This window comes from Dokdonia sp. 4H-3-7-5, assembly GCF_000212355.1.
In the GTDB taxonomy this organism is placed as follows: Bacteria; Bacteroidota; Bacteroidia; order Flavobacteriales; family Flavobacteriaceae; genus Dokdonia.
Window position 1 is genome coordinate 1,988,722 of record NC_015496.1, and the last position, 24,391, is coordinate 2,013,112.

Annotated in this window: 10 protein-coding genes; 8 read left to right on the forward strand and 2 right to left on the reverse strand. The window is 39.7% G+C overall.

What is annotated here, in order from left to right:
• The first annotated feature begins 69 nt into the window (after positions 1-69).
• The 8 genes from KRODI_RS08795 to KRODI_RS08830 all read left to right on the forward strand — a co-directional run bounded on the left by KRODI_RS08795 (position 70) and on the right by KRODI_RS08830 (position 22,260).
• On the forward strand, positions 70-15,726 hold the full coding sequence (locus tag KRODI_RS08795) for a gliding motility-associated C-terminal domain-containing protein (RefSeq protein WP_013751248.1): 15,657 nt from the start codon (positions 70-72) through the stop codon (positions 15,724-15,726).
• Positions 15,727-15,758: 32 nt separating this feature from the next.
• Complete coding sequence (locus KRODI_RS08800) at positions 15,759-16,673, forward strand: type IX secretion system membrane protein PorP/SprF (RefSeq protein ID WP_013751249.1); 915 nt, start codon at positions 15,759-15,761, stop codon at positions 16,671-16,673.
• Positions 16,674-16,683: 10 nt separating this feature from the next.
• On the forward strand, positions 16,684-18,642 hold the full coding sequence (locus KRODI_RS08805) for an OmpA family protein (protein ID WP_013751250.1): 1,959 nt from the start codon (positions 16,684-16,686) through the stop codon (positions 18,640-18,642).
• A 442-nt stretch (positions 18,643-19,084) separates the two neighbouring features.
• A complete protein-coding gene (locus KRODI_RS08810) occupies positions 19,085-19,879 on the forward strand; it encodes a MotA/TolQ/ExbB proton channel family protein (RefSeq protein ID WP_041295665.1) in 795 nt (264 codons plus the stop codon).
• A gap of 31 nt (positions 19,880-19,910) precedes the next feature.
• Positions 19,911-20,345 carry a hypothetical protein gene (locus tag KRODI_RS08815; RefSeq protein WP_013751252.1) on the forward strand — a complete coding sequence of 145 codons (435 nt, stop codon included), beginning with the start codon at positions 19,911-19,913 and terminating at the stop codon, positions 20,343-20,345.
• Between the two features lie 2 nt (positions 20,346-20,347).
• Complete coding sequence (locus tag KRODI_RS08820; RefSeq protein WP_013751253.1) at positions 20,348-20,962, forward strand: ExbD/TolR family protein; 615 nt, start codon at positions 20,348-20,350, stop codon at positions 20,960-20,962.
• 18 nt (positions 20,963-20,980) lie between these two features.
• Positions 20,981-21,454, forward strand: coding sequence for an ExbD/TolR family protein (locus KRODI_RS08825; protein WP_013751254.1), 474 nt, complete (start codon positions 20,981-20,983; stop codon positions 21,452-21,454).
• 104 nt (positions 21,455-21,558) lie between these two features.
• A complete protein-coding gene (locus KRODI_RS08830; protein ID WP_013751255.1) occupies positions 21,559-22,260 on the forward strand; it encodes a porin family protein in 702 nt (233 codons plus the stop codon).
• A gap of 50 nt (positions 22,261-22,310) precedes the next feature.
• Here KRODI_RS08830 and KRODI_RS08835 read toward each other — a convergent pair whose 3' ends face one another.
• Both KRODI_RS08835 and rpoN read right to left on the reverse strand, forming a co-directional pair.
• Positions 22,311-22,916 (reverse strand): hypothetical protein, encoded by a 606-nt coding sequence (locus KRODI_RS08835; protein WP_013751256.1) that lies wholly within the window; start codon positions 22,914-22,916, stop codon positions 22,311-22,313.
• A complete protein-coding gene (gene rpoN / locus KRODI_RS08840; RefSeq protein ID WP_013751257.1) occupies positions 22,916-24,361 on the reverse strand; it encodes an RNA polymerase factor sigma-54 in 1,446 nt (481 codons plus the stop codon). The genes KRODI_RS08835 and rpoN overlap by 1 nt, the downstream gene beginning before the upstream one ends.
• Positions 24,362-24,391: the final 30 nt, after the last annotated feature.

The window sequence follows — 24,391 nt, forward strand, 5'->3', positions numbered from 1 at the left end:
ATCTAGTGTTTAAATAGTAAACACTTTCATCAATACTAACTGACCAAAATCCTTTTAAAATCATCACGTATGATTCATAAAACTACCAAAACTCAATTTACTGCTTTCATTTTTTTTGTAACGCTTCTATTTTGTTCCTTTCAATTAGAGGCTCAAATTATTGCAGGTACTAATAGACCAAACCCTGATCCTGCAGGTCCCCCAGGAAACCCAGATGCTATTATAGCTGTAAATGCGGTTCTTGGGGCAGATGGAGTTACTTTTCAAGTGCAAGGAGCAGAAGCCTGTATTACGGGTGGAGGAGGCAATAATGGTAGTCCAGGTGAAGATCCAGAATGGCGATTTGATGTAGTTCTAGCAGATCCAGGTAACATATTGCCAGTTTCTGAGGATATAGAAATTAGAGTGTGTAGGCGTGGAGATTTTGGTCAAACCGCTGAAGCTGTTTTTATTTTAGATGAGGATTTAAATCAAGTAGGTATAATACCTGGTCAAGGTAATATATCTTTTGATTGTACATCGGGCCCTGTTTGTGAAGTAATTACAATAACATCTTGTGCATTTAATGCACAAACTGCAGATGGTGTTTTTAGTTTGACATTATATACAGATGGAGCAGCTTCTGGAAATACAGTAGGTGATTTTTGTAATGTCCCTCCGGGTCCTCAACAAGATATAACGCCAGCCGGATGTACTGGAGATTGTCTTACCTATAGTCAGTCCGTTCCATCTGGAGGTGGCAGGGTTTTTAATAACCAAGCAAATGGAGGGCCTATGGTAAACGCTGTGGCTGTAGCTGCAAACTGTGCATTTATTGATTATTTTATATTTCCGACAGGGGGTCTAGGGTTCACAATTGATGGTACAGATTCTATAGCTCTTGATGGCGAAGATTATTGTGTAGGTGAGTCTGTATTTATACCATCAGCATCTGGAGCTGGACAGCAGTTTACTGTTTCTGTAGATGGAGGTCCTGCACAGGTGATTGGTGGAGGTGGCCAAGATGTTAATTATACATTTGCTTCCCCTGGAACCTATGTAATATGTAATGTAATCGATCCAGGCGGGTGCGCAGAACAACGATGCACTACTCTTAATGTAGTAGGTGCTCCTATAGGAGAAGCGGGTCCAGATGAAGAGATTTGTGAAACAGCGTCTACATATAGTCTTACGGGAGCAAACATAGTTGCAGATATCGTATTATGGGAAACTACTGGAGACGGTGCTTTTAATGATGTTTCTGCGACTAATCCAATTTATACGTTAGGATCTGCAGATCAAAGTGCCACTTCGATACAGCTTTCTGTTACAGTATCTAATACAGATATGATTTGTGACCCTACGACAGATAGTCTTATATTAACTAGAATAGAAGAAGCAACGGTTGAGGCAGGAAATGATATTGAATTATGTAATGATTTTGGTAGTTATATACTTTCAAGTGCTTCTATAGGTGGTGGGGCAACTACTGGTCTATGGACCATTACACAACCAAGCGGTGGTGATGGAGTAGTTAATCCAGCAACAGCGACATCAAATCCGGAAAGTGCTAGTTTTTCTGCAACAGTACCAGGTGATTATATATTGACATTAACGACAAACACGGATACTCCATGCCCTGTGATTTTTGATACCGTTACCATTACGGTAGATGAAGCTCCAACTGCAAGCGTGGGTACAGAGAAAGCAGCTACAATTTGCTCAAATGAGATGTATCAATTTACAGATGGTACTTCTTCAATAGGAGGAACTCCATCAGATGTAATCAGCTGGTCAACTAGTGGAAATGGAGTTTTTAGTAGTCTCACCGCTGAAAATCCAGCGTATACACCAAGTACTGATGATATTACGGCGACAACAATAACCCTAACTAAGACAGTGACAGGAACTGGCGGTTGTCTTACAAATACCGCATCAGATACCTTTACCCTTTCCATAAGTGAAGAGCCTACTGTTGAAGCAGGAAATCCAGTTACATTGTGTATTGATTTTGGTACTTATCAACTCTCAGGTGCTTCCATAGGTGGGGGTGCTACAACGGGAATATGGGCTGTAACTACAAATGCAGGAGATGGAGCTGTTAGTCCAACTACTGCTACTACTTCACCAGAAACAGCAAACTTTACGGCAACTACAGCTGGAACATATATACTAACTTTAACTACAGATGCTGCTTCACCTTGTACTCCTGTTGAAGATACTCTAGTAATTACTGTAGTAGAACCGGAGCTTAACAGTATTCAAGACCTTATAGGGTGCGCAGTGCCGGGTGCTGTGCTAAACGCTAATGATGGAATCACTTTTGATTCGAATATATCTGTTACTTGGTATACTTCACTTACGGGAGGAAGTCCTATTACAGGTCAACCTGAATTAAATACAGCAGGAACGATTTCGTATTTTGCTGAAATTACAGACACTTCTATTTCTTGTACAAATCCAGAACGAGAAGAAGTTGTATTAACGCTTGTAGATCCACCATTCCCAAACTTCATTGAAGCGGTTTGTTCTGGAGAAGTATTAAATATTGGAGTTGCATCTGTATCTCCTTCTTACACAGTTGTATCTTCTGATCAATTAAACGTGCCAGCGGGTCCCGATCGACCAACTCCATCCTCACAAAATATTACTGACACTTACGTAAATAGGACAGCAAATGATGTAATAATTACTTATACGTTAACGGTAAGTGATCCCGTAGCTTGTCAAGGGGAAATTTTTGATGTCGTTGTAACTGTCTCTCCAGAACCTGTAATTTCAAATACGTTGGATACGGCTGTATGTAGCGATAATCCTATTGGAGTAGTTTTAGATGTATTAAGTACAAGTACGGCTGCCGCTACATACAGACTCGCAAGTGTTACACCAGATGCTGGATTAATTGCTAGTGGTTCAAATGCTGCAACTGCAAATGGCTTAGCGGCAGATGCTATTCAAAATGACATTTTTTCAAACAATACAGGTACTTCTTTAAATGTTGAATATGTTGTAGAGCCTACATCTTCAGCAGGTTGTGTTGGTGAGCCTGAAACCATAATAGTAACTATAGAGCCATCTCCCATAGTAGATGCAGGACCTGACGCGGCTAGTATATGCTCTGACGAGACCTATACTGTGGTAGGTAGTACTTCTGCAAACGGAACGATAGTCTGGAGCACTAGTGGTACAGGTACATTTAATAACAACTCTATAGATAATCCAATTTATACAGTAAGTGGCCAAGATATTTCTGCAGGAGAGGTGACCTTAACAAAAACAGTTACGGGAACTGGTGTTTGTATGTTAAATTCAGCTTCTGATAATACGGTTCTTACTATAAGTGAACTTCCTATTGTAGACGCAGGTATCAATCAGGTTCTATGTTCAGATAATAGTCCATTTGTATTAAGTGGAGCATCAATTGGAGGAGGAGCTACAACAGGAGTATGGACCATAACATCTCAGCCTGGAACAGATGGAATACTAAGTGATGATACACCTACAGTAGATCCAGAAACGGTAAGCTTAACAGCTACCACTCCAGGGGTATACATCTTAACCTTAACTACAGATTTTACCACCCCCTGCTTAGAAGCGTCTGATAGTATATCAATAACGGTAGAAGATGAACCAACTGTTGAAGCCGGTCCTGAAACAGCAATTATATGCTCTGATGAGATGTACAATGTTATGGGTAGTACCTCTACTAATGGTACAATTACTTGGAGCACAAGTGGAACTGGAACTTTTAATAACACTAGTGCCGAAAATCCAATCTATACTGCTAGTGTGCAAGACATAACTGCAGGTGAGGTTACACTAACAAAAACTGTTACCGGAACTGGAGCTTGTGCTTCAAGTTCTGTGTCTGATGATACTGTTCTTACAATTAGTGAGGAGCCAACTGTAAATGCAGGAATAGATGCTGCTCTATGTTCAGATTTTGGACCCTATACACTTAGCGATGCCACAATAGGTGGTGGAGCTACTACTGGTATCTGGTCAATTACTACAAGTCCAGCTGGAGGTGATGGTGTTTTAAGTTCAGTCACTGCGTCTGCCACTCCTGAATCCGTAACGTTTACTGCTACAGTGCCGGGAAATTATATTTTAACTTTAACAACAGATTTTGTAGCGCCTTGTGAGGCTGCTACAGATATGGTGACAATTGTAGTAGAAGATGAGCCTACTGTAGATGCCGGCCCTGCAACAGCAACTATTTGTTCAGACGGAATGTATCCAGTATCTGGGAGCACATCCTCAAATGGTACAATTGTTTGGACTACTAGTGGATCTGGTTCTTTTTCTAATGCTACCATCGATAATCCGGTATATACGGCAAGTGCTTTGGATATTAGCGCAGGTACAATCACCCTTACTAAAACAGTATCGGGATCTGGAGCTTGTGCTTCAAGTTCAGTGTCGGATAGTACTATTCTCACAATTAATGAGGAGCCAACAGTAGAGGCAGGAAGTGCGGTAACATTATGTATTGATTTTGGTACATATCAATTAGCAGATGCTAGTATAAGTGGAGGAGCGACAACGGGTACTTGGACAGTAAGTACAAATCCTGGGGATGGAGCTGTTACACCTAATACAGCTACTTCTTCTCCTGATACTGCCAATTTTATGGCAACTACACCAGGTACTTATGTGTTAACATTAACTACAGATGCAGCTGCTCCTTGTGTGCCTGCTTCAGATACGGTAACCATAATTGTTGTTGAACCACAGTTAAATTCTATACAAGATTTAATAGGTTGTGCAGTAGCAGGAGCAGAACTTAATGCAAATGATGCTATAACTTCTGATGCAAACATATCGGTTGATTGGTATACTACAGCGACTGGGGGAACACCAATAGCTGGTGAGCCTGAACTTACTGCTGCAGGATCAATATCTTATTTTGCTGAAATTTCAGATTCTAGTATTCCGTGTACTAACCCTGTAAGAGAAGAAGTTGTTCTAACATTAGTAGATCCGCCATTTCCAAATTTCGCGGAAGCGGTCTGCTCAGGAACAGCATTAAATATAGGTGTTTCTTCTGTTACACCATCCTATACGGTAGTATCTTCAGATGAGCTAAATGTTCCAGCGGGACCTGCTCGACCAACACCTTCTGCAACAAATATTACAGATACTTATGTTAACAGAACAGCAGACATTGTTACAATAACATATACATTAACGGTCAGTAATCCAATGGCTTGTGAGGGGGAAGTGTTTGATGTTATAGTAACTGTCTCACCAGAGCCAGTTGTGTCAAATTTACTGAATACGACCATTTGTAGTGACAGTCCTACGGGTATCAGGTTAGGAGTTCTGACAACTAGTACAGAGGCTACTTCTTACAGGCTCGTAAGCACAACGGCGGAAAGTGGACTTGTTCCTGGCGTGGCTAATGCTGTAAGTACTTCAGGGCTAGATGCAAATGCAATAGAAAATGATGTCTTTACAAATAATACAGGCGCCTCATTAACTGTAGATTACGTTGTAGAAGCAACATCATTAGCAGGTTGTGTGGGACCTCAAGAAACAATTACAGTAACTGTTGAGCCAGCTCCTATGGTAGATGCAGGTGCAGCAACAGCAAGTATTTGTTCTGATGCAATGTATAACGTATCGGGTGGTACTTCTTCAAACGGAACTATAGAGTGGACAACAAGCGGATCTGGAATTTTTAATGACGCTTTCGCAGAAAATCCTATTTACACACCTAGTGAGCTTGATATTAATTCAGGAGAAGTCACGTTAACGAAAACAATATCGGGTTCTGGAGCTTGCTCAACTAATAAAGTTTCAGATAATACAATACTTACTATTACCGAAGAGCCTACAGTAGATGCGGGTCCAAATATAGTATTATGTTCAGATAATGGACCATATGTTTTAGGCAATGCTTCGATAGGAGGTGGTGCAACAACAGGAGTTTGGGAAGTGATTTCTCAACCTGCCGAAAGCATACTCAGTGATGATACACCTACGGCTAGTCCAGAAGCGGTAACATTTACGGCTGTTGTCCCAGGGGATTACGTACTTACATTGACAAGTGACTTTACGGCACCTTGTGCTGCTGCAACAGATACGGTAACCATTACTGTGGAAGATGAGCCAACAGTAGCAGTAACCTCACCAACGGCAACGATTTGTTTTGATGATATGTTTACTGTTGCTGGAAGTACTTCTACCAACGGAACAATTGCTTGGACTACTAGTGGAACAGGAACTTATGACAATGCTACGGCAGAGAATCCAATATACACTGCGAGTACACAAGATGTAAGCGCAGGAGTAATAACACTTACCAAAACAGTAACAGGAACAGGAGCTTGTGCTTCGAGTACAGTATCTGCCTCAATAGCCTTAACCATCAGTGAAGAGCCAACAGTTGAAGCTGGAGCCGCTGCTTCCTTATGTTCTGATGCTAGTCCTTATACATTAAGTGATGCTACTATCAGTGGCGGAGCGACTATGGGAACTTGGTCACTAACGGCAAGTCCTGCAGGTGGTGATGGAGCATTAAGCTCTACTGCTGCAACAGCTAATCCTGAAACAGTAACTTTTACAGCTACGGTACCTGGAGATTACATACTTACATTAACAAGTGACTTTACAGCACCTTGTGTTGCTGCCACAGATACGGTAACGATTACTGTGGAAGATGAGCCAACAGTAGCAGTAGCATCACCAACGGCAACGATTTGTTTTGATGATATGTTTACGGTTGCTGGAAGTACTTCTACCAACGGAACGATTGCTTGGACTACTAGTGGGTCCGGATTCTTTTCAGATAATACTATTGATAATCCTGTGTATACTGCAAGTCAATTAGATGTAGACGGAGGTTCGGTGACGCTAACAAAGACAGTAACTGGAACAGGCGCTTGTGCTTCAAGTACAGTGTCAGCTTCAATAGCATTAACAATCAGCGAAGAGCCAACAGTGGAAGCTGGAGCCGCTGCTTCCTTATGTTCTGATGCTGGTCCTTATACCTTAAGTGATGCTACCATCGGTGGCGGAGCTACGATGGGAACTTGGTCACTAACGACAAGTCCTGCAGGTGGAGATGGAGTATTAAGCTCAACGGTTTCTACAGCTACTCCTGAAACAGTAACATTTACAGCTACGGTACCTGGAAATTATGTATTAACATTAACATCTGACTTTACAGCACCTTGCGTTGCTGCAACAGATACGGTAACGATTACTGTGGAAGATGAGCCAACAGTAGCAGTGGCATCACCAACGGCAACGATTTGTTTTGATGATATGTTTACGGTCGCTGGAAGTACTTCTACCAACGGAACGATTGCTTGGACGACTAGTGGATCTGGATCTTTTACAGATAACACGATTGACAATCCTGTGTACACAGCAAGCGCACTTGACGTGGATGCAGGAGTAATAACACTTACCAAAACAGTAACTGGAACAGGAGCTTGTACTTCGAGTACAGTATCTGCTTCAATAGCATTAACAATCAGTGAAGAGCCAACAGTTGAAGCTGGAGCAGCTGCTTCTTTATGTTCTGATAATGGCGCATATACTTTAAGTGATGCTACAATTGGTGGCGGAGCTACGATGGGAACTTGGTCGCTTACGACCAGTCCTGCAACAGGGGATGGAGCATTAAGCTCTACTACTGCAACAGCTAATCCAGAAACGGTAACTTTTACAGCTACGGTACCTGGAGATTACATACTGACATTGACAAGTGACTTTACTGCACCTTGCGTTGCAGCAACAGATACGGTAACAATAACTATAGAAGATGAGCCAACAGTAACAGTGGCATCACCAACGGCAACTATTTGTTTTGATAATATGTTTACAGTTGCTGGAAGCACATCGACCAACGGAACGATTGCTTGGACTACTAGTGGAACAGGTACCTATGACAATGCTACGGCAGAAAACCCAATATATACAGCGAGTACACAAGATGTAAGCGCTGGAGTAGTAACACTAACAAAGACAGTAACTGGAACAGGCGCTTGTGCTTCGAGTACAGTATCTGCTTCAATAGCCTTAACGATTAGCGAAGAGCCAACAGTTGAAGCTGGAGCAGCTGCTTCTTTATGTTCTGATAATGGCGCATATATTTTAAGTGATGCTACCATCGGTGGTGGAGCTACTACGGGAACTTGGTCACTAACGACAAGTCCTGCAGGTGGTGATGGAGCATTAAGCTCAACTGCTGCAACAGCTACTCCTGAGACAGTAACTTTTATAGCTACGGTACCTGGAGATTACATACTGACATTAACAAGTGACTTTACAGCACCTTGTGTTGCTGCAACAGATACGGTAACCATTACTGTGGAAGATGAGCCAACAGTAGCAGTAGCATCACCAACGGCAACTATCTGTTTTGATGATATGTTTACGGTCGCTGGAAGTACATCTACCAACGGAACAATTGCTTGGACTACTAGTGGAACAGGAACTTATGACAATGCTACGGCAGAGAATCCAATATACACTGCGAGTACAGAAGATGTAAGCGCAGGAGTAATAACACTTACCAAAACAGTAACTGGAACAGGAGCTTGTGCTTCGAGTACAGTATCTGCTTCAATAGCATTAACAATCAGTGAAGAGCCAACGGTGGAAGCTGGAGCAACTGCTTCTTTATGTTCTGATAATGGCGCATATACTTTAAGTGATGCTACCATCGGTGGTGGAGCGACAATGGGAACTTGGTCACTAATGACCAGTCCTGCAGGTGGTGACGGAGCATTAAGCTCAACTGCTGCGACAGCTAACCCTGAAACAGTAACATTTACAGCTACGGTGCCTGGAGATTATGTATTGACATTATCAAGTGACTTTACAGCACCTTGTGTTGCTGCAACAGATACGGTGACCATTACCGTGGAAGATGAGCCAACAGTTGACGCAGGACCAGCTACAGCTGAAATTTGTGATGATGAAATGTATACAGTTGTAGGAGGTTTGTCTACCAACGGAACAATTGCTTGGACTACAAGTGGAACTGGTAATTTTTCAAGTACAACAGTTGATAATCCAATCTATACTCCAAGTACTTTAGATATTAATTCGGGATCAGTAACGCTTACGAAAACTCTTACGGGATTAGGTGCTTGTTCTTCTTCAATAGTTTTTGATACTACAGTGCTTACAATTAATTTACTGCCAACACCAACAATTACAGCACCTAGTAATGTTTGTACAGGAGAGCCAGCACTAGATCTGACTACTGCAGTTTCACCTGCTTTTGCAACTGGAGGTGCAGGAACAACTATTACTATAGATGGTGTAGTAAATACAACCTTTGATCCAGCGGTTGAAACTCCTGGACCACACACAATAGAATATACTTTCGTAGACCCTGTTACTGGATGTACAAATTCCGTTACAACTACGATTATTGCTTGTGCTCCATCACTCGACCTTGTAAAAACAAGTGCTTATGCAGATACCAATGGAGATGGTGTGGTAAGTCCTGGAGATATGATTGCTTACACTTTTGTGGTAACAAACACGGGTAATGTAACAGTAACATCGATTGATGTGACAGATACTAATTTGACGCCAAGTTTAGTAGGTACGATTGCGAGTCTAGCTCCAATGGCCAACCAAACACTAACGGCTAGTTATACCATTACTCAGGCAGATGTAAATGCAGGAGAGGTAATCAATGAAGCGGTTGCTTCTGGTGAGGATCCAAATGGAAATACGGTAAGTGATGATTCTGATTCTGGTAACCCAGCAGATGATTCTGGAGCTGGTGATGATGATACGGTAACTCCGCTACCATCTTCTTCAGAGCTTACTCTTGTTAAGAGTTCTTCTTTTGATGCGGCTTCTAATAGTATTACCTATACGTATATCGTTGAGAATACTGGTAACACTACAGTAAATGACATTACGATTGCAGAGACTACATTTACAGGTACAGGAACAACACCAACGCCAGTTTATTCGGCTGGAGGTTTTGATCTAGATGGTGATTCAGATGCTTTTGATGCAAGTCCTGGAGATGTGTTACAGTTTACTGCTACTTATGTATTAACTCAAGCAGATATTGATTCTGGAGTTGTCGACAATGAAGCGCTTGCTAGCGGAACAGATCCAGCAGGAGCGACAGTAACAGATGCTTCTGATTCTGGTAATGCTGCAGATGATACTGGAGCTGGAGATGATACGACGAGTACTCCAATCCCTGCAATGCCAATGATTGAGCTTGTAAAATCAAGTACGTATGTAGATAATGCTCCTGCCGGACTTACAGTAGGAGATCAAATCGATTATATCTACACGGTTGAAAACACCGGAAATGTAACTGCCAGTGATGTGACGGTAGCTGAGACTAGCTTCTCGGGAACTGGAACAACACCTACACCATTATACCAAATGGGTGGTGGTGATCTTGATGGTGACGGTGATGCATTTGATGCAGCACCTGGTGATGTACTTACATTTACTGCGAGCTACATCTTAACACAAGATGACATCAACGCTGGAACGGTAGTAAACGAAGCAACAGCTTCGGCAACAGATCCAAGTGGAAACCCAGTAACAGATGCTTCTGATTCTGGTAACGCTGCTGACGATACTGGAGCTGATGATGATGCTACTGTGACGCTACTTCCTGTGGTGAGTGAGATAGCTTTCGCGAAAGCGGTATCGGCACTTACAGATACCAACGGCGACGGTCTTTTAGGAGCAGGAGATCAAGTGATTTATACCTTCACAGTAACAAATACTGGAAGTACAACAGTTAGTAATCTTACTGTAAACGATGCAACGATAGGACTTAGTAATGCAGTGGTAACGCCATCTACATTACAACCTACGGAGATGGGAAGTGTAACAGCCAACTATATCTTAACTCAGGCCGATGTAAATGCTGGGAATGTAGAAAACACAGCAACGGCAACAGGAACAGATCCAAATGGAGCTGCTGTAACCGATGTGTCTGATAGTACAAATCCTAATGATGACGAAGGTCAACCAGGAAACTCAGATGCAGATGCAGATGATACGAATGATCCAACGAACTTACCAATACCTGCAACACCTGCACTCGCTCTTGTAAAGACAAGTGCTTATGCAGATACCAATGGTGATGGAGTGGTAAGTCCTGGAGATATGATTGCTTATACCTTTGTGGTGACTAACACAGGTAATGTAACGGTAACATCGATTGATGTAACAGATACTAATTTGACGCCAAGTTTAGTAGGTACAATTGCGAGTCTAGCTCCAATGGCCAACCAAACACTAACGGCTAGTTACACCATTACTCAGGCAGATGTAAATGCTGGGCAGGTAATCAATGAAGCAGTTGCTTCTGGTGAGGATCCTAACGGAAATACGGTAAGTGATGATTCTGATTCTGGTAACCCAGCAGATGATTCTGGAGCTGGTGATGATGATACGGTAACTCCGCTGCCATCTTCTTCAGGGCTTACTCTTGTTAAGAGTTCTTCTTTTGATGCGGCTACTAATAGTATTACTTATACCTATATCGTTGAGAATACTGGTAACACTACTGTAAATGACATTACGATAGCAGAAACTACATTTACAGGTACAGGAACAACACCAACGCCAGTTTATTCAGCTGGAGGTTTTGATTTGGATGGTGATGCAGATGCTTTTGATGCAAGTCCTGGAGATGTGCTACAGTTTACTGCTACTTATGTATTAACTCAAGCAGATATTGATGCTGGAGTTGTAGACAATGAAGCGCTTGCTAGCGGAACAGATCCAGCAGGAGCGACAGTAACAGATGCTTCTGATTCTGGTAATGCTGCAGATGATACTGGAGCTGGAGATGATACGACGAGTACTCCAATCCCTGCAATGCCAATGATTGAGCTTGTAAAATCAAGTACGTATGTAGATAATGCTCCTGCCGGACTTACAGTAGGAGATCAAATCGATTATATCTACACGGTTGAAAACACCGGAAATGTAACTGCCAGTGATGTGACGGTAGCTGAGACTAGCTTCTCGGGAACTGGAACAACACCTACACCATTATACCAAATGGGTGGCGGAGATCTTGACGGTAATGGTGACGCATTTGATGCAGCACCTGGCGATGTACTTACATTTACTGCGAGCTATATTTTAACACAAGATGATATCAATGCTGGAACGGTAGTGAACGAAGCAACAGCTTCGGCAACAGATCCAAGTGGTAACCCAGTAACAGATGCTTCTGATTCTGGTAACGCTGCTGACGATACTGGAGCTGATGATGATGCTACTGTAACGCCACTTCCTGTGGTGAGTGAGATTGCTTTCGCGAAATCGGTATCGGCACTTACAGATACCAACGGCGATGGTTTATTAGGAGCAGGAGATCAAGTGACTTATACCTTTACAGTAACAAATACTGGAAGTACAACAGTTAGTAATCTTACAGTAAACGATGCAACGATAGGACTTAGTAATGCAGTGGTAACTCCATCTACGTTACAACCTACGGAGATGGGAAGTGTAACAGCCAACTATATCTTAACTCAGGCCGATGTAAATGCTGGGAATGTAGAAAACACAGCAACGGCAACAGGAACAGATCCAAATGGAGTTGCTGTAACCGATGTGTCTGATAGTGCAAATCCTAATGATGACGAAGGTCAACCAGGAAACTCAGATGCAGATGCAGATGATACGAATGATCCAACGAACTTACCAATACCTGCAACACCTGCTTTAGCTCTTGTAAAGACTAGTGCTTATGCAGATACCAATGGTGATGGTGTGGTAAGTCCTGGAGATATGATTGCTTACACTTTTGTGGTAACTAACACAGGTAATGTAACGGTAACATCGATTGATGTGACAGATACTAATTTGACGCCAAGTTTAGTAGGTACGATTGCGAGTCTAGCTCCAATGGCCAATCAAACACTAACGGCTAGTTATACCATTACTCAGGCAGATGTAAACGCAGGAGAGGTGATCAATGAAGCGGTTGCTTCTGGTGAGGATCCTAACGGAAATACGGTAAGTGATGATTCTGATTCTGGTAACCCAGCAGATGATTCTGGAGCTGGTGATGATGATACGGTAACTCCGCTACCATCTTCTTCAGAGCTTACTCTTGTTAAGAGTTCAAGTATAGACATTGCGTCAAATACAATTACTTACACATACACTGTAGAGAATACTGGGAATGTAGCAGTATTTGATATAGTACTTGTTGAAACGGCCTTCTCAGGAACTGGTACTACGCCTGTACCTGTATATACAGGAGGCGGAGTTGATTTAGATGGCGATGCAGATGCTTTTGATGCAAGCCCAGGAGATATGCTCTTCTTTGCAGCTAGCTACTTGCTAACGCAAATTGATATTGATGCTGGAGTAGTTACAAATCAAGCTGAAGTAAACGGTACATCTCCAAATGGAGCGACAGTATCTGATGAGTCTGATTCTGGCAACGATGGTGATAATACTGGTAATGATAATGATCCTACTAATACATTTATACCTCAAGATGCAAGTATGAATCTTGATAAGATTGGAGTTCTTGAGGATGGAGGTGATGGATTACAAGCTGGTGATATTATTACATACACATTTACTCTAACAAATACTGGAACAACAACAGTTGCAAATCCGGTACTAACAGATCAATTACTTGGAGGTGTTATTGCAGGTCCTGATTCGGGAGATGTAAGTAACGTGTCTGTTCTTGATGTAGATGAAGTGTGGATTTACACAGCGACCTACGCATTAACACAAGATGATGTAGATGCTGGAATGGTCGTGAATACAGCAACTATTGCTGGAAGCGCACCTAACGGAGAACCTGTGGTAGACACATCTGATGATCCGAACGATAACACTAACGTTGATCCTAATACAGATGGTAATCCTGATGACCCAACAATTGTTGATTTCGGATGTATGCCTAATATATCTCTGTTTAAAGAAGATATCGCATTTAGTGGTGACGTTACAAACCCAGTCCCAGGTGATATTATTACTTGGCAATTTACAGCTGTAAATACGGGTAACATTACGTTATTAAATGCAGAGATATTTGACGCACTTCTTGGAGGATTTGTTGGTGAATTTGAAGAAATATTAGTTGGACAATCTCTAACAACCACACAAACATATACTATCACACAAGATGATATTGATACGGGTTACGTGCTCAATACTGCATTTATTGTTGCAGACCCTGTGGGAGCAGATTGTGATGAAGTAAGAGATGTTTCTCATGATAGAGACTTTGCAACAAGTGGAGTTGATTCTGATGGAGATGGTGATCCTTCTAATGATGTTCTAGTAGATTCTGATGGAGATGGAGATCCTGATAACGATACGGAAGTGTTCTTGCAGCAAAATCCAGTGATTGTTATAACTAAAACGTTCGTTTATTTAGATACAAATGGTAATGGCTCTATAGACTTGGGTGATCAATTACAATATAACTTTGTCGTAGTTAATAACGGAAATGTTACTATTACAGATGTTGTTGTAAATGATCCATTATTAGGTGGTATTGTTGGAGTGATTGATGTACTCACACCTTCTGATACAGGTAATGTAACTGCTACTTATAACTTAACACAGGCGGATATTGATACAGGAAGTGTTACTAATACAGCCACGGCTATTGGTAATGATCCATTTGATAACGATGTTACCTCTGCAGATACAGTTGTATTTGATATAGATGATATGGGAGGTATTGATTTAGTAAAAGCAGCCCAGCTACAAGACACGAACAATAGTAACACCGTAGATGTGGGAGATGAAATCTTATATATGTTTACAGTTACTAATACTGGGAATGTAACAGTCACTAATGTTGAAATAAACGATAGTACAATCGGAGTAAGTAACCTACCTATTGTGCCTAGTACATTGCAGCCTGGAGAAAGTGGAATTGCAGTAGATGCATATGTCCTTACACTAGATGATGTCATGGTAGGAATGATTATAAACTCGGCAGAAGCAAGTGCGATAGATGCAATGGGGCAGCCGCTTATGGATGTGTCGGATAGTGCTAATCCTGCAGACGATACTGGAGCAGGAGATGACCCTACGGTAACAATGTTTGAAGTAGCTAATATTTCTTTACAGAAAATGGGAGAATACATTGATACTAACCTCAATAATATAGTAGATCAAGGTGACCGTATTGAATACATGTTTACTGTGACAAATACTGGTAACACACCATTGTTTGATGTAAGTGTCGACGATAGCTTAGTAGAGGTAGATGGAGGTCCAATTGATCTCGCAATAGGGGAGACTGACAGTTCTACATTCAGCGCTAGTTATATTCTTACTAATGAGGATGTGGCCAACGGAAGTGTTTTAAACACAGCTACTGTAACTGCAAGAACTGCAAATGGAGCCATTGTAACAGATGTTTCAGATGATCCTACAAACCCTACAGATAATGATGAGAATAATGATGGTGAACCAGATGATCCTACTATTACAGTATTGGATGTAGAGCAAGATTTGGAAATATTCAATGAAATTTCTCCAAATGGCGATGGTGTAAATGAAACCTTTGTTATTCAAGGATTACAAAATTATCCTAACAATGTTCTTCGCATTTATAACAGATGGGGTAATGTTGTTTTTGAAGAAGCAAACTATCAAAATAACTTTGATGGTACTTCAAATGGTCGAGCAACAGTTGAAAGAGGTGAGAAACTGCCAGTAGGAACATATTATTATCTTTTAGACCTTAATGATGGAAGTTCAGGTCGTGCAGGATGGTTATATATAAACAGATAATTTAAGGTGTATAAGCACTAAAAATAAAAAGTATGAATGTAAAGCTTAGAGTATTAATAGTAGGTTTATTAGGTCTATCCTTCCAAACGCTATTTGCGCAGCAAGATCCCCAGTTTACACAATATATGTACAATACATTGAGTGTAAATCCAGCATATGCTGGATCTAGAGGTCACGCTTCTGCGATTGGGGTGTTGAGATCGCAATGGGTTGGTCTTGATGGAGCTCCTAGAACACAGACTTTTTCCTTAGACACTCCAATTGGTGAACATGTAGGTCTTGGTTTGGCAATAGCAAACGATGAACTTGGTCCCTCTAAGGAAACGTATCTAGATCTTAATTTTTCATATACGATAATGACTTCAGACACTCGTAAGCTTTCGTTTGGGTTAAAAGGAGGTGGGCGTTTCTTAGATATTGATTTTTCTAAGGGTAATGCTCAAAGTCAAGATGTACTTTTTCAAAATAATGTGAGTGAATTTTTACCTACTCTAGGAGCAGGTGTCTATTGGCATAATGATCGTAACTATCTTGGGTTTTCAATCCCAAATTTATTTACAGATCAAACCTATGATGATATACAGCAAACTGTAGCTGCCGAAAGACTTCACTTATTTATAATAGGAGGTATTGTTACAGATCTTAGTAGTACGACAAAATTTAAACCAGCTTTCCTTGTAAAGAGTGTTACGGGAGCTCCGCTTATTGTGGATTTATCTGCAAATTTTATGTTTTATGAAAAGCTGAGATTAGGGCTTTCTTATAGATGGGATGATTCTGTAAGTGGTCTTGCAGGATTCCAGATAACACCACAGCTACTGGTAGGGTATTCTTATGATTATACTACTACAGAACTACAGCGATTTAATACTGGAAGCCATGAGATTACAATGAGATTTGATCTTATCTCAAAAACAAAGAAAATTAAATCACCTCGTTTCTTTTAAATTATAAATAATGACAAAGAATATTACGATACTTCTGCTACTTTTTTCTGTCTCTCTCTTTGCACAGAAAACATATAAAAACGCAGATAAGTTATTTGAACAAATGCGCTATGTTGAAGCGGCAGCTGTCTATGAGAAAGCAATAGATAGAGGAGATAATTTTATGGTTCTTCTGCAGAAGGCTGGAGATTCATATTACTTCAATACTAATATGGAGGAGGCTTATAAGTGGTATGATCTGCTTGTGAGTCAATATAGAGATGAAGTCGATGCTGAGTATTTATTTCGATTTGCACACTCACTTCAAGGTATTGGGGATTATAAAGCGGCAAAAAAGTGGATGAAAGCTTTCGCGAAAGCGTCAACTAAAAATGATAAACGTATTGATGATTATGCTCAGAAAGAACGCACTCTGGCAGATGTGCTAGCGATTCCTGCGCAATTTGAGCTTAAAAACTTGTCAATAAATACAGCGTATTCAGATTTTGGACCTGCATATTATGGAAATAAACTTGTGTACTCATCTGCTGTGGATACGTCTTATTATATCAAAAGAAGGTATCATTGGAACGATCAGCCATTTTTAGATTTTTATATAGGACAAATAAACGCTGCCGAGAATGAAGTAAAAAGAGAAAAAATATTTTCTAAGATTATAAATACAAAATATCACGAGGCTACAATTGCTTTTACTAATGATGGTAATCGTATTTACTTTACTAGAAATAACTATGATGGAGATTTAAAAAGAGGAGAGGATGGAATTAGCCATCTTAAATTATATACTGCGGTTAGGAATGACAGTCTAGATAGAAAGGACGACTGGAGTGATGTGCGTGAACTGCCATTTAATAGTAAGGATTACTCTACGGGTCATCCTACGCTTAGTGAAGATGGTAGTAAACTTTATTTTGTGTCAGACATGCCAGGAACAATAGGCGCTACAGATATATTTGTAGTAGATATATTGGGGGATAATACATATTCTACACCTCGAAATCTAGGGCCAAAAGTGAATACATCAGGAAGAGAAATGTTTCCTTTTATTGCAAAGGGAGTGATGTACTTTGCTTCGGATGGACATTTAGGTGTTGGTGGATTAGATGTTTTTGAAAGTAATATGGATAATGATTTATTCTCGGACCCTCGTAACCTAGGTAAGCCACTTAACAGTAAGTTGGATGATTTTGGTTTCATTATTAACGAAGAAGGAGAGCAAGGTTTTGTATGTTCAAACAGAGAAGGAGGAGTAGGCGATGATGATATTTATGCAATACAGCGTATTGCTCCTGAAGATGTTGTAAACGATTGTAAGCAACTTGTTAAAGGGTATGTGATTAACGCACGTACGCAAGAGCGTATAGCGGATGCTACAGTTTCTTTATTTGGGGAGAATGGAGTTAAGCTTTCTGAAACCGTAAGTAAAAGGAATGGAGATTATGTTTTTAATTTTGACCTTGACTGTGCTGAGCAATATGATATAAAAGTGAATAAATTAGGGTACACTCCTAATTCAAAAAATATTGTTACTTCTAGTATCTCATCAGAAACTGTAGTTCCCTTAGATCTTGAAACGCTAAGTGAACTTATTGTGGAAGATGGAGGTCTACTTAAAATTAAGGTTGGAATTATATTCTTTGATCTCAATAAGGACTACATACGTCCAGACGCTGCTATGGAGCTCAATAAGATTGTAACACTGTTGTCTCAACAACCATCTATAGAGATTAGAATAGAATCTCATACGGATGCCCGCGCAGATGATAATTATAATATGGAGCTCTCGCAAAGAAGGGCTATATCAACCAAAAATTACTTAATAAGACAAGGAATAGCAAAGGAGAGAATATTGTCTGCTCAAGGCTTTGGAGAAACGCAATTGCTTAATGATTGTTCTAATGGAGTGCAATGCGATGAAGTGCAGCATCAAATTAATAGAAGGTCAGAGTTTATTATAGAGAAAATGTAAGTATTCAGCAACATACTATTAGTTATTTTAAAGAAAAGCTCTCAAATAAAATTGAGAGCTTTTTTTTGCTTTGTCAAGAACTAGTATTTTCCAATTTTACAGGTGTTTTTTCTTAGTAAAAAACTCAAGATATAGAAAAGACTATTTATTTTTTCACAATAATGAGGTGTTTCTATTAAAAAAGTATCAAGGTAGTAAGAAATTACAGCATACTTTCATATACTTGCTTTCTCAAAAGATTTCACAATAACGTGAAGTAATTATTTTGTGATAGAATTAGAAGTATTTCATGCGAATTTTAGCGAAAGCACGCTACTTTAGAGATTACATACTAAAATAATTGTAATTAAAATAAGACGATGCTTTTCTATATTTGTTACAGTTAATCTAATTAATTACTATATTTAACCCTTTACTAATTTAAACTTTAAGATCAAGAGCAATGAAAAAATTATTCTCTATCATGGCAATTGCCGCTGTAGTAGTGTTAAGCACATTCACAGCAAACGCCAGTAACGCACAAACAACCCTTCCAGTACAAATCCAACAAATCGTTGCGAATGTAGATTCTGGTGCATCTTTTCAAGATGAAGCCGTAGCAGAAGAGCTTTCTTTTACGCAAGATTTGAAAAAACGATTCATTGAAGGAGGTCCTGGATTCATGGGGATTGTACTTTTATGTCTTATTTTAGGACTTGCAATTGCTATTGAGCGTATTATATATCTTAACCTAGCATCTACTAACACTAAGAAGTTAGCTCAAGATGTTGAAGATGCATTAAATAGTGGTGGTGTTGAAGCTGCAAAAGAAGTATGTCGTAACACTAAGGGGCCTGTTGCTTCTATCTACTACCAAGGTCTTGACCGTGTAGATGAAGGAGTAGAAGCTGCTGAAAAAGCTGTTGTAGCTTATGGTGGTGTTCAAATGGGACAACTTGAAAAGAACGTATCTTGGATTTCATTATTTATCGCTCTTGCACCAATGCTTGGTTTCATGGGTACGGTAATCGGTATGATTCAAGCCTTTGATAGAATTGAAGCAGCGGGTGATATGAATCCAGCTCTTGTAGCAGGAGGTATTAAAGTAGCACTTCTTACAACAGTATTTGGACTGATTGTGGCTATTATTCTTCAAATATTCTATAACTATATTATTGCAAAAATTGACAGTATCGTAAACGATATGGAAGATGCATCAATCACATTGATGGACATGCTTGTACGTTACAAGAAGTAATATATAGTAATCTTAAAAATTCATACATATTATGGGATTACATAAAATTTTAAAACTCATTGTTGGTATCGTAGGTATCGTAGCACTTGTTGTTGCTGGTATGGTATGGGCAAACAATGAAGCCATCGTAGGTGGTGACTCACAGAACCTTGTTGATATCATGATTCTCCTTGCATGGATAGTTATAGGTATCGCAGTAATACTCGTAGCGATTTTTGTTATCAAAGGTCTATTTTCGGGTAACGCAAAGAATACACTAATAGGTGCTGGAGCATTCTTGTTAGTAGTTGCTATATCTTACTTCGCTGCAAGCGGAGCAGAAGAAGTTGCAATGAAAGACGGAGAAATTCTATCTGCTAGTGGTTCACAATGGGTAAGCGCTGGTATTAATGCATTCTTTATTCTTGCGGCTGTCGCAATTGTATTAATGGTTATTTCTGGAGCTAAGAAACTTGTAAATAAATAATTATGGCTAGGAGAAATGCACCAGAAATTAATGCAGGGTCTATGGCAGACATCGCATTCTTACTACTTATCTTCTTCTTGGTAACTACTACCATTGAAAAAGATAGAGGTCTAGTAAGAGCGTTACCGCCAGAGCAACCTGAGAATGTGGAGCCTCCTATCATAAAAGAAAAGAACCTTTTTGTTGTTATTGTAAACAATGAAGAACAGCTTTTGGTTGAAAATGAGCCTATGGAGATGAAAGATCTTCAAGCAGCAGCCATTGCTTTCCTAGATAATGGGGGAGTACCAAAAGGACAAGAAGGGTATTGTGACTATTGTCAGGGAGAACGTAATCCGAGTTCATCGGATTATCCTGATAAGGCTATTGTTACTGTAAAGAGTCTTCGTGAGTCATCTTACGAGTCTTTTATTACAGTTCAAAATGAGCTAGTAGGAGCATATAATTTCTTACGTGATAGAGAATCGCAACGTTTATACGGGTGGAAGTACACCGAAGTAAGTAAAGCGATAGATGAAGGTGTTTTTAAGGGTAACGAAGATGCAACTGAGAAAAAACTTGATATTATCAAGAACATGTATCCTCAGAAGCTTTCTGAAGTAGACCCTAATAACTAATATAAAAACAATAACAATATGTCAAAATTTAGAAAAGGCGGTGCTAAGGAATTACCAGCGGTTAATACTGCTTCCTTACCAGATATTGTATTTATGTTATTATTCTTCTTTATGGTAGCTACGGTGTTACGTAAAAATGACGTTAAAGTAGCTCAAATTTTACCTTCAGCAGATCAAACTGAGAAGCTTAAAAAGGATCGAAGTGTATACATCTTTGCTGGTACTCCAGGAGAGGGATATAAGAACCTTGGTACAGAAGGGAAAATACAAATTGGAGACAAGTTTGTAAACATAAACGAAGTACAACCAGCAATACTCGAAGAGCGTGAAAAGCTTAGAGATGAGCTTAAAGACCGTGTAATGGTTGCCTTTAAAGTAGATAAGGAAACTAATTCAGGTTTGGTATATGACGTAAAGCAGGAGCTTAGACAAGCAAACATGCTTAAGGTAATTTATATTACCACACAAACGGATGATGCTGTAACGCAATAGTCCTATATTAAATTAGTAAAAAAACGTCTTGAGGTAACTCAAGGCGTTTTTTTATTTTCAATACTCATTGTCATTTCTCTTATATTTGTTACAAATTCTTCCACTTGAAATACTACCTATTTTTAACCATTTTATTTCTCACTATTGGTCTTATGGCTCAAGAGGAAGCTATTTCGTATGAGGAGGAGGTTGATTCCTTGTATAGAGAAGATCAAGTCTATGTAGGTGTTACATTTAATTTATTAAGTAATAAGCCAGCAGACTTTAGTCAAAATGGTCTTAGTGCCGGAATACAGGCTGGAATTATTAGGGATTTTCCAATCAATAAGCGCCGGAATAAAGCTATTGGTGTGGGAATAGGTCTTGCGCTAGATACGTATAATCAAAACTTATTTATACGCGACGAAGTCGCGGGTAATGTGACAAATTATGAAATCCTTGATGATCAGATAAACGAAGATGTAAATAGATTTACTACATATACTCTTGAGTTTCCTCTTGAATATAGATGGCGCACATCTACAACGACCAAGTACAGTTTTTGGCGTATACATACTGGAGTAAAATTAGGTTATTTATTCAGGTTCAAATCTACTTTTCAAGATGCGAGTTCTGATGTTGTTCGTACAGATTTACCTGAGATAAATAACTTTCAGTACGGACCATCATTCTCTTTTGGCTACGGAGCTTTTAATTTTCAAGGGTATTATGGTTTAAGCACCCTATTTAATGACGGCGCGCAAATAGATGGCGATAACGTCAACCTTCAGGTGATTCGTTTGGGATTAATTTTTTACTTCTTATAAGTGTACGCTTTCGCGAAAGCGTGACACTACTACTACTACTACTATTATTATTATAGCCAATAGGGGTAAACTAGAAACTGCGAAGCGGCACCTATTATAAATCCTAAAATAAGTTCAATAGGAGTGTGGGCTTTTGCATCGAGTCTCGATGTAGCTGTTGCGCCACAAGCAAAAATCCCGACTGCAATCCAGGGAAGCATGTTTGAGCCATAGTGAAGACTGAGTCCTATAATAAAGAATAAAACTCCCGAGAGTCCTATCATGTGAAGACTTGCTTTAAACTTAAAAAGAGATAGTAAGAATGCTCCAGAACTAGCTCCTAAAATTCCGACAAAGAAAAAATAAAGTGCGGGAATCTCATAACCGTCAAATATTAATCTTATTAATAGAAAGATGAATACCATCTGCATAAGTAGCGGCCATTTGCGCTCCCTTACATCCTTGAGGTGTATACTTGAGACGAGTTGTAGGTTTTTAAGCATGTAGAAGCTTAAAATGGGTATTACAGTGGTCATTATAGCCGCCGCAAAAACTTTAGAGTACATGAACTCATTATTAAAATATCTAGGTGAAATGTAGAAGTAATACAAAACACCACTCAGCGGCATAAATAGAGGGTGAAAAATATAGGAAAAGCTACGTATTAAAAATTTCATTAAATCTGTTTACGTAATCTCGCTACTGGAAGATCTAGTTGTTCGCGATATTTAGCTACCGTTCTACGTGCTATAGGGTATCCTTTTTCTTTTAAAATGCCCGCAAGTTTATCATCTGTAAGAGGCTTGCGCTTATCTTCTTCCTCGATAACCATTTCTAAGATTTTTTTGATCTCACGTGTAGATACTTCTTCACCTTGATCATTTGTCATGCTCTCAGAAAAGAACTCTTTAATAAGTTTTGTTCCGTAAGGTGTGTCTACATATTTACTATTTGCTACTCGAGAAACGGTGGATACATCCATTCCAATTTCTGTAGCGATATCTTTCAATATCATAGGCCTTAGGTTGCGCTCATCGCCAGTCAAGAAGTATTTTTCTTGATAATGCATGATGCTACTCATAGTGACAAAAAGTGTTTGCTGTCGCTGTATAATGGCTTCTATAAACCATTTGGCTGCATCAAGTTTTTGCTTAATGAACATTACCGCATCTTTCTGTGCTTTGGTGCGCTCCTTAGATTCTTTGTAACCTTTAAGCATGTTACTATAATCTCGAGAGACCTTAAGTTCTGGGGCGTTACGACCATTTAGTGAGAGTTCTAGCTCGCCATCTACTATGCGTATGGTGAAGTCTGGAACAACGTGCTCTACTATTTTTGTGTTACTAGAGTATGATCCTCCTGGTCTTGGATTAAGATGCTCTATCTCATTAATAGCATCTTTAAGTTCCTCTTCGGTTATGTGGAACTTAGCCATAAGCTTTTTGTAATGCTTCTTGCTAAAATGGTCAAAAGACTTTTCAAGAATGTCAACAGCTAGCGATACAGATTTTGTAGCTGGTTTTCTATCTAGTTGTAGCACCAGACATTCTTGTAAATTACGTGCGCCGACACCTGCAGGATCAAGATCTTGCACTTTAAAAAGCATTTTTTCTATAACCTCTTCAGATGTGTAGATGTTTTGAGTAAAAGCTAGATCGTCCATAAGATCTGCTAGCGGACGTCTCAGGTATCCTGCTTCATCTAGAGAGCCTATGATAAATTCGGCCACCTCGCGCTCTTCAGAAGATATTCTTACGGTATTGAGTTGTGTTTTTAGATATTGATTAAATGATGTTCCAGAAGCATAAGGGACTTGTTTGTCCTCATCATCTGCACTATAATTATTTGCGCTCAGGCGATACTCTGGGATTTCATCATCACTTAGGTAATCATCCACATTAATTTCAACTTCTGGCGCTTCATCGAAGTCATCAGTATTGTCAAACTCTTCAAAATCATCTTGTACTTCCTCCTTGCCGCTATCGAGCGCGGGATTTTCTTCCAGCTCTTGTTTGATTTTTTGTTCAAACGCCTGCGTAGGAAGTTGGATAAGCTTCATCAGCTGGATTTGCTGAGGAGAAAGCTTTTGCGAAAGTTTAAAATTAAGTTGCTGTTTTAACATATAAAACGAAGTTACGAAAAAGCAGTAGAC

Coding starts and splice junctions, on each gene's coding strand:
- KRODI_RS08800 (WP_013751249.1), top strand. CDS start 15,759: ATGAATGTAAAGCTTAGAGTATTAATAGTAGGTTTATTAGGTCTATCC.
- rpoN (WP_013751257.1), bottom strand. CDS start 24,361: ATGTTAAAACAGCAACTTAATTTTAAACTTTCGCAAAAGCTTTCTCCT.
- KRODI_RS08810 (WP_041295665.1), top strand. CDS start 19,085: ATGAAAAAATTATTCTCTATCATGGCAATTGCCGCTGTAGTAGTGTTA.
- KRODI_RS08820 (WP_013751253.1), top strand. CDS start 20,348: ATGGCTAGGAGAAATGCACCAGAAATTAATGCAGGGTCTATGGCAGAC.
- KRODI_RS08805 (WP_013751250.1), top strand. CDS start 16,684: ATGACAAAGAATATTACGATACTTCTGCTACTTTTTTCTGTCTCTCTC.
- KRODI_RS08825 (WP_013751254.1), top strand. CDS start 20,981: ATGTCAAAATTTAGAAAAGGCGGTGCTAAGGAATTACCAGCGGTTAAT.
- KRODI_RS08815 (WP_013751252.1), top strand. CDS start 19,911: ATGGGATTACATAAAATTTTAAAACTCATTGTTGGTATCGTAGGTATC.
- KRODI_RS08795 (WP_013751248.1), top strand. CDS start 70: ATGATTCATAAAACTACCAAAACTCAATTTACTGCTTTCATTTTTTTT.
- KRODI_RS08835 (WP_013751256.1), bottom strand. CDS start 22,916: ATGAAATTTTTAATACGTAGCTTTTCCTATATTTTTCACCCTCTATTT.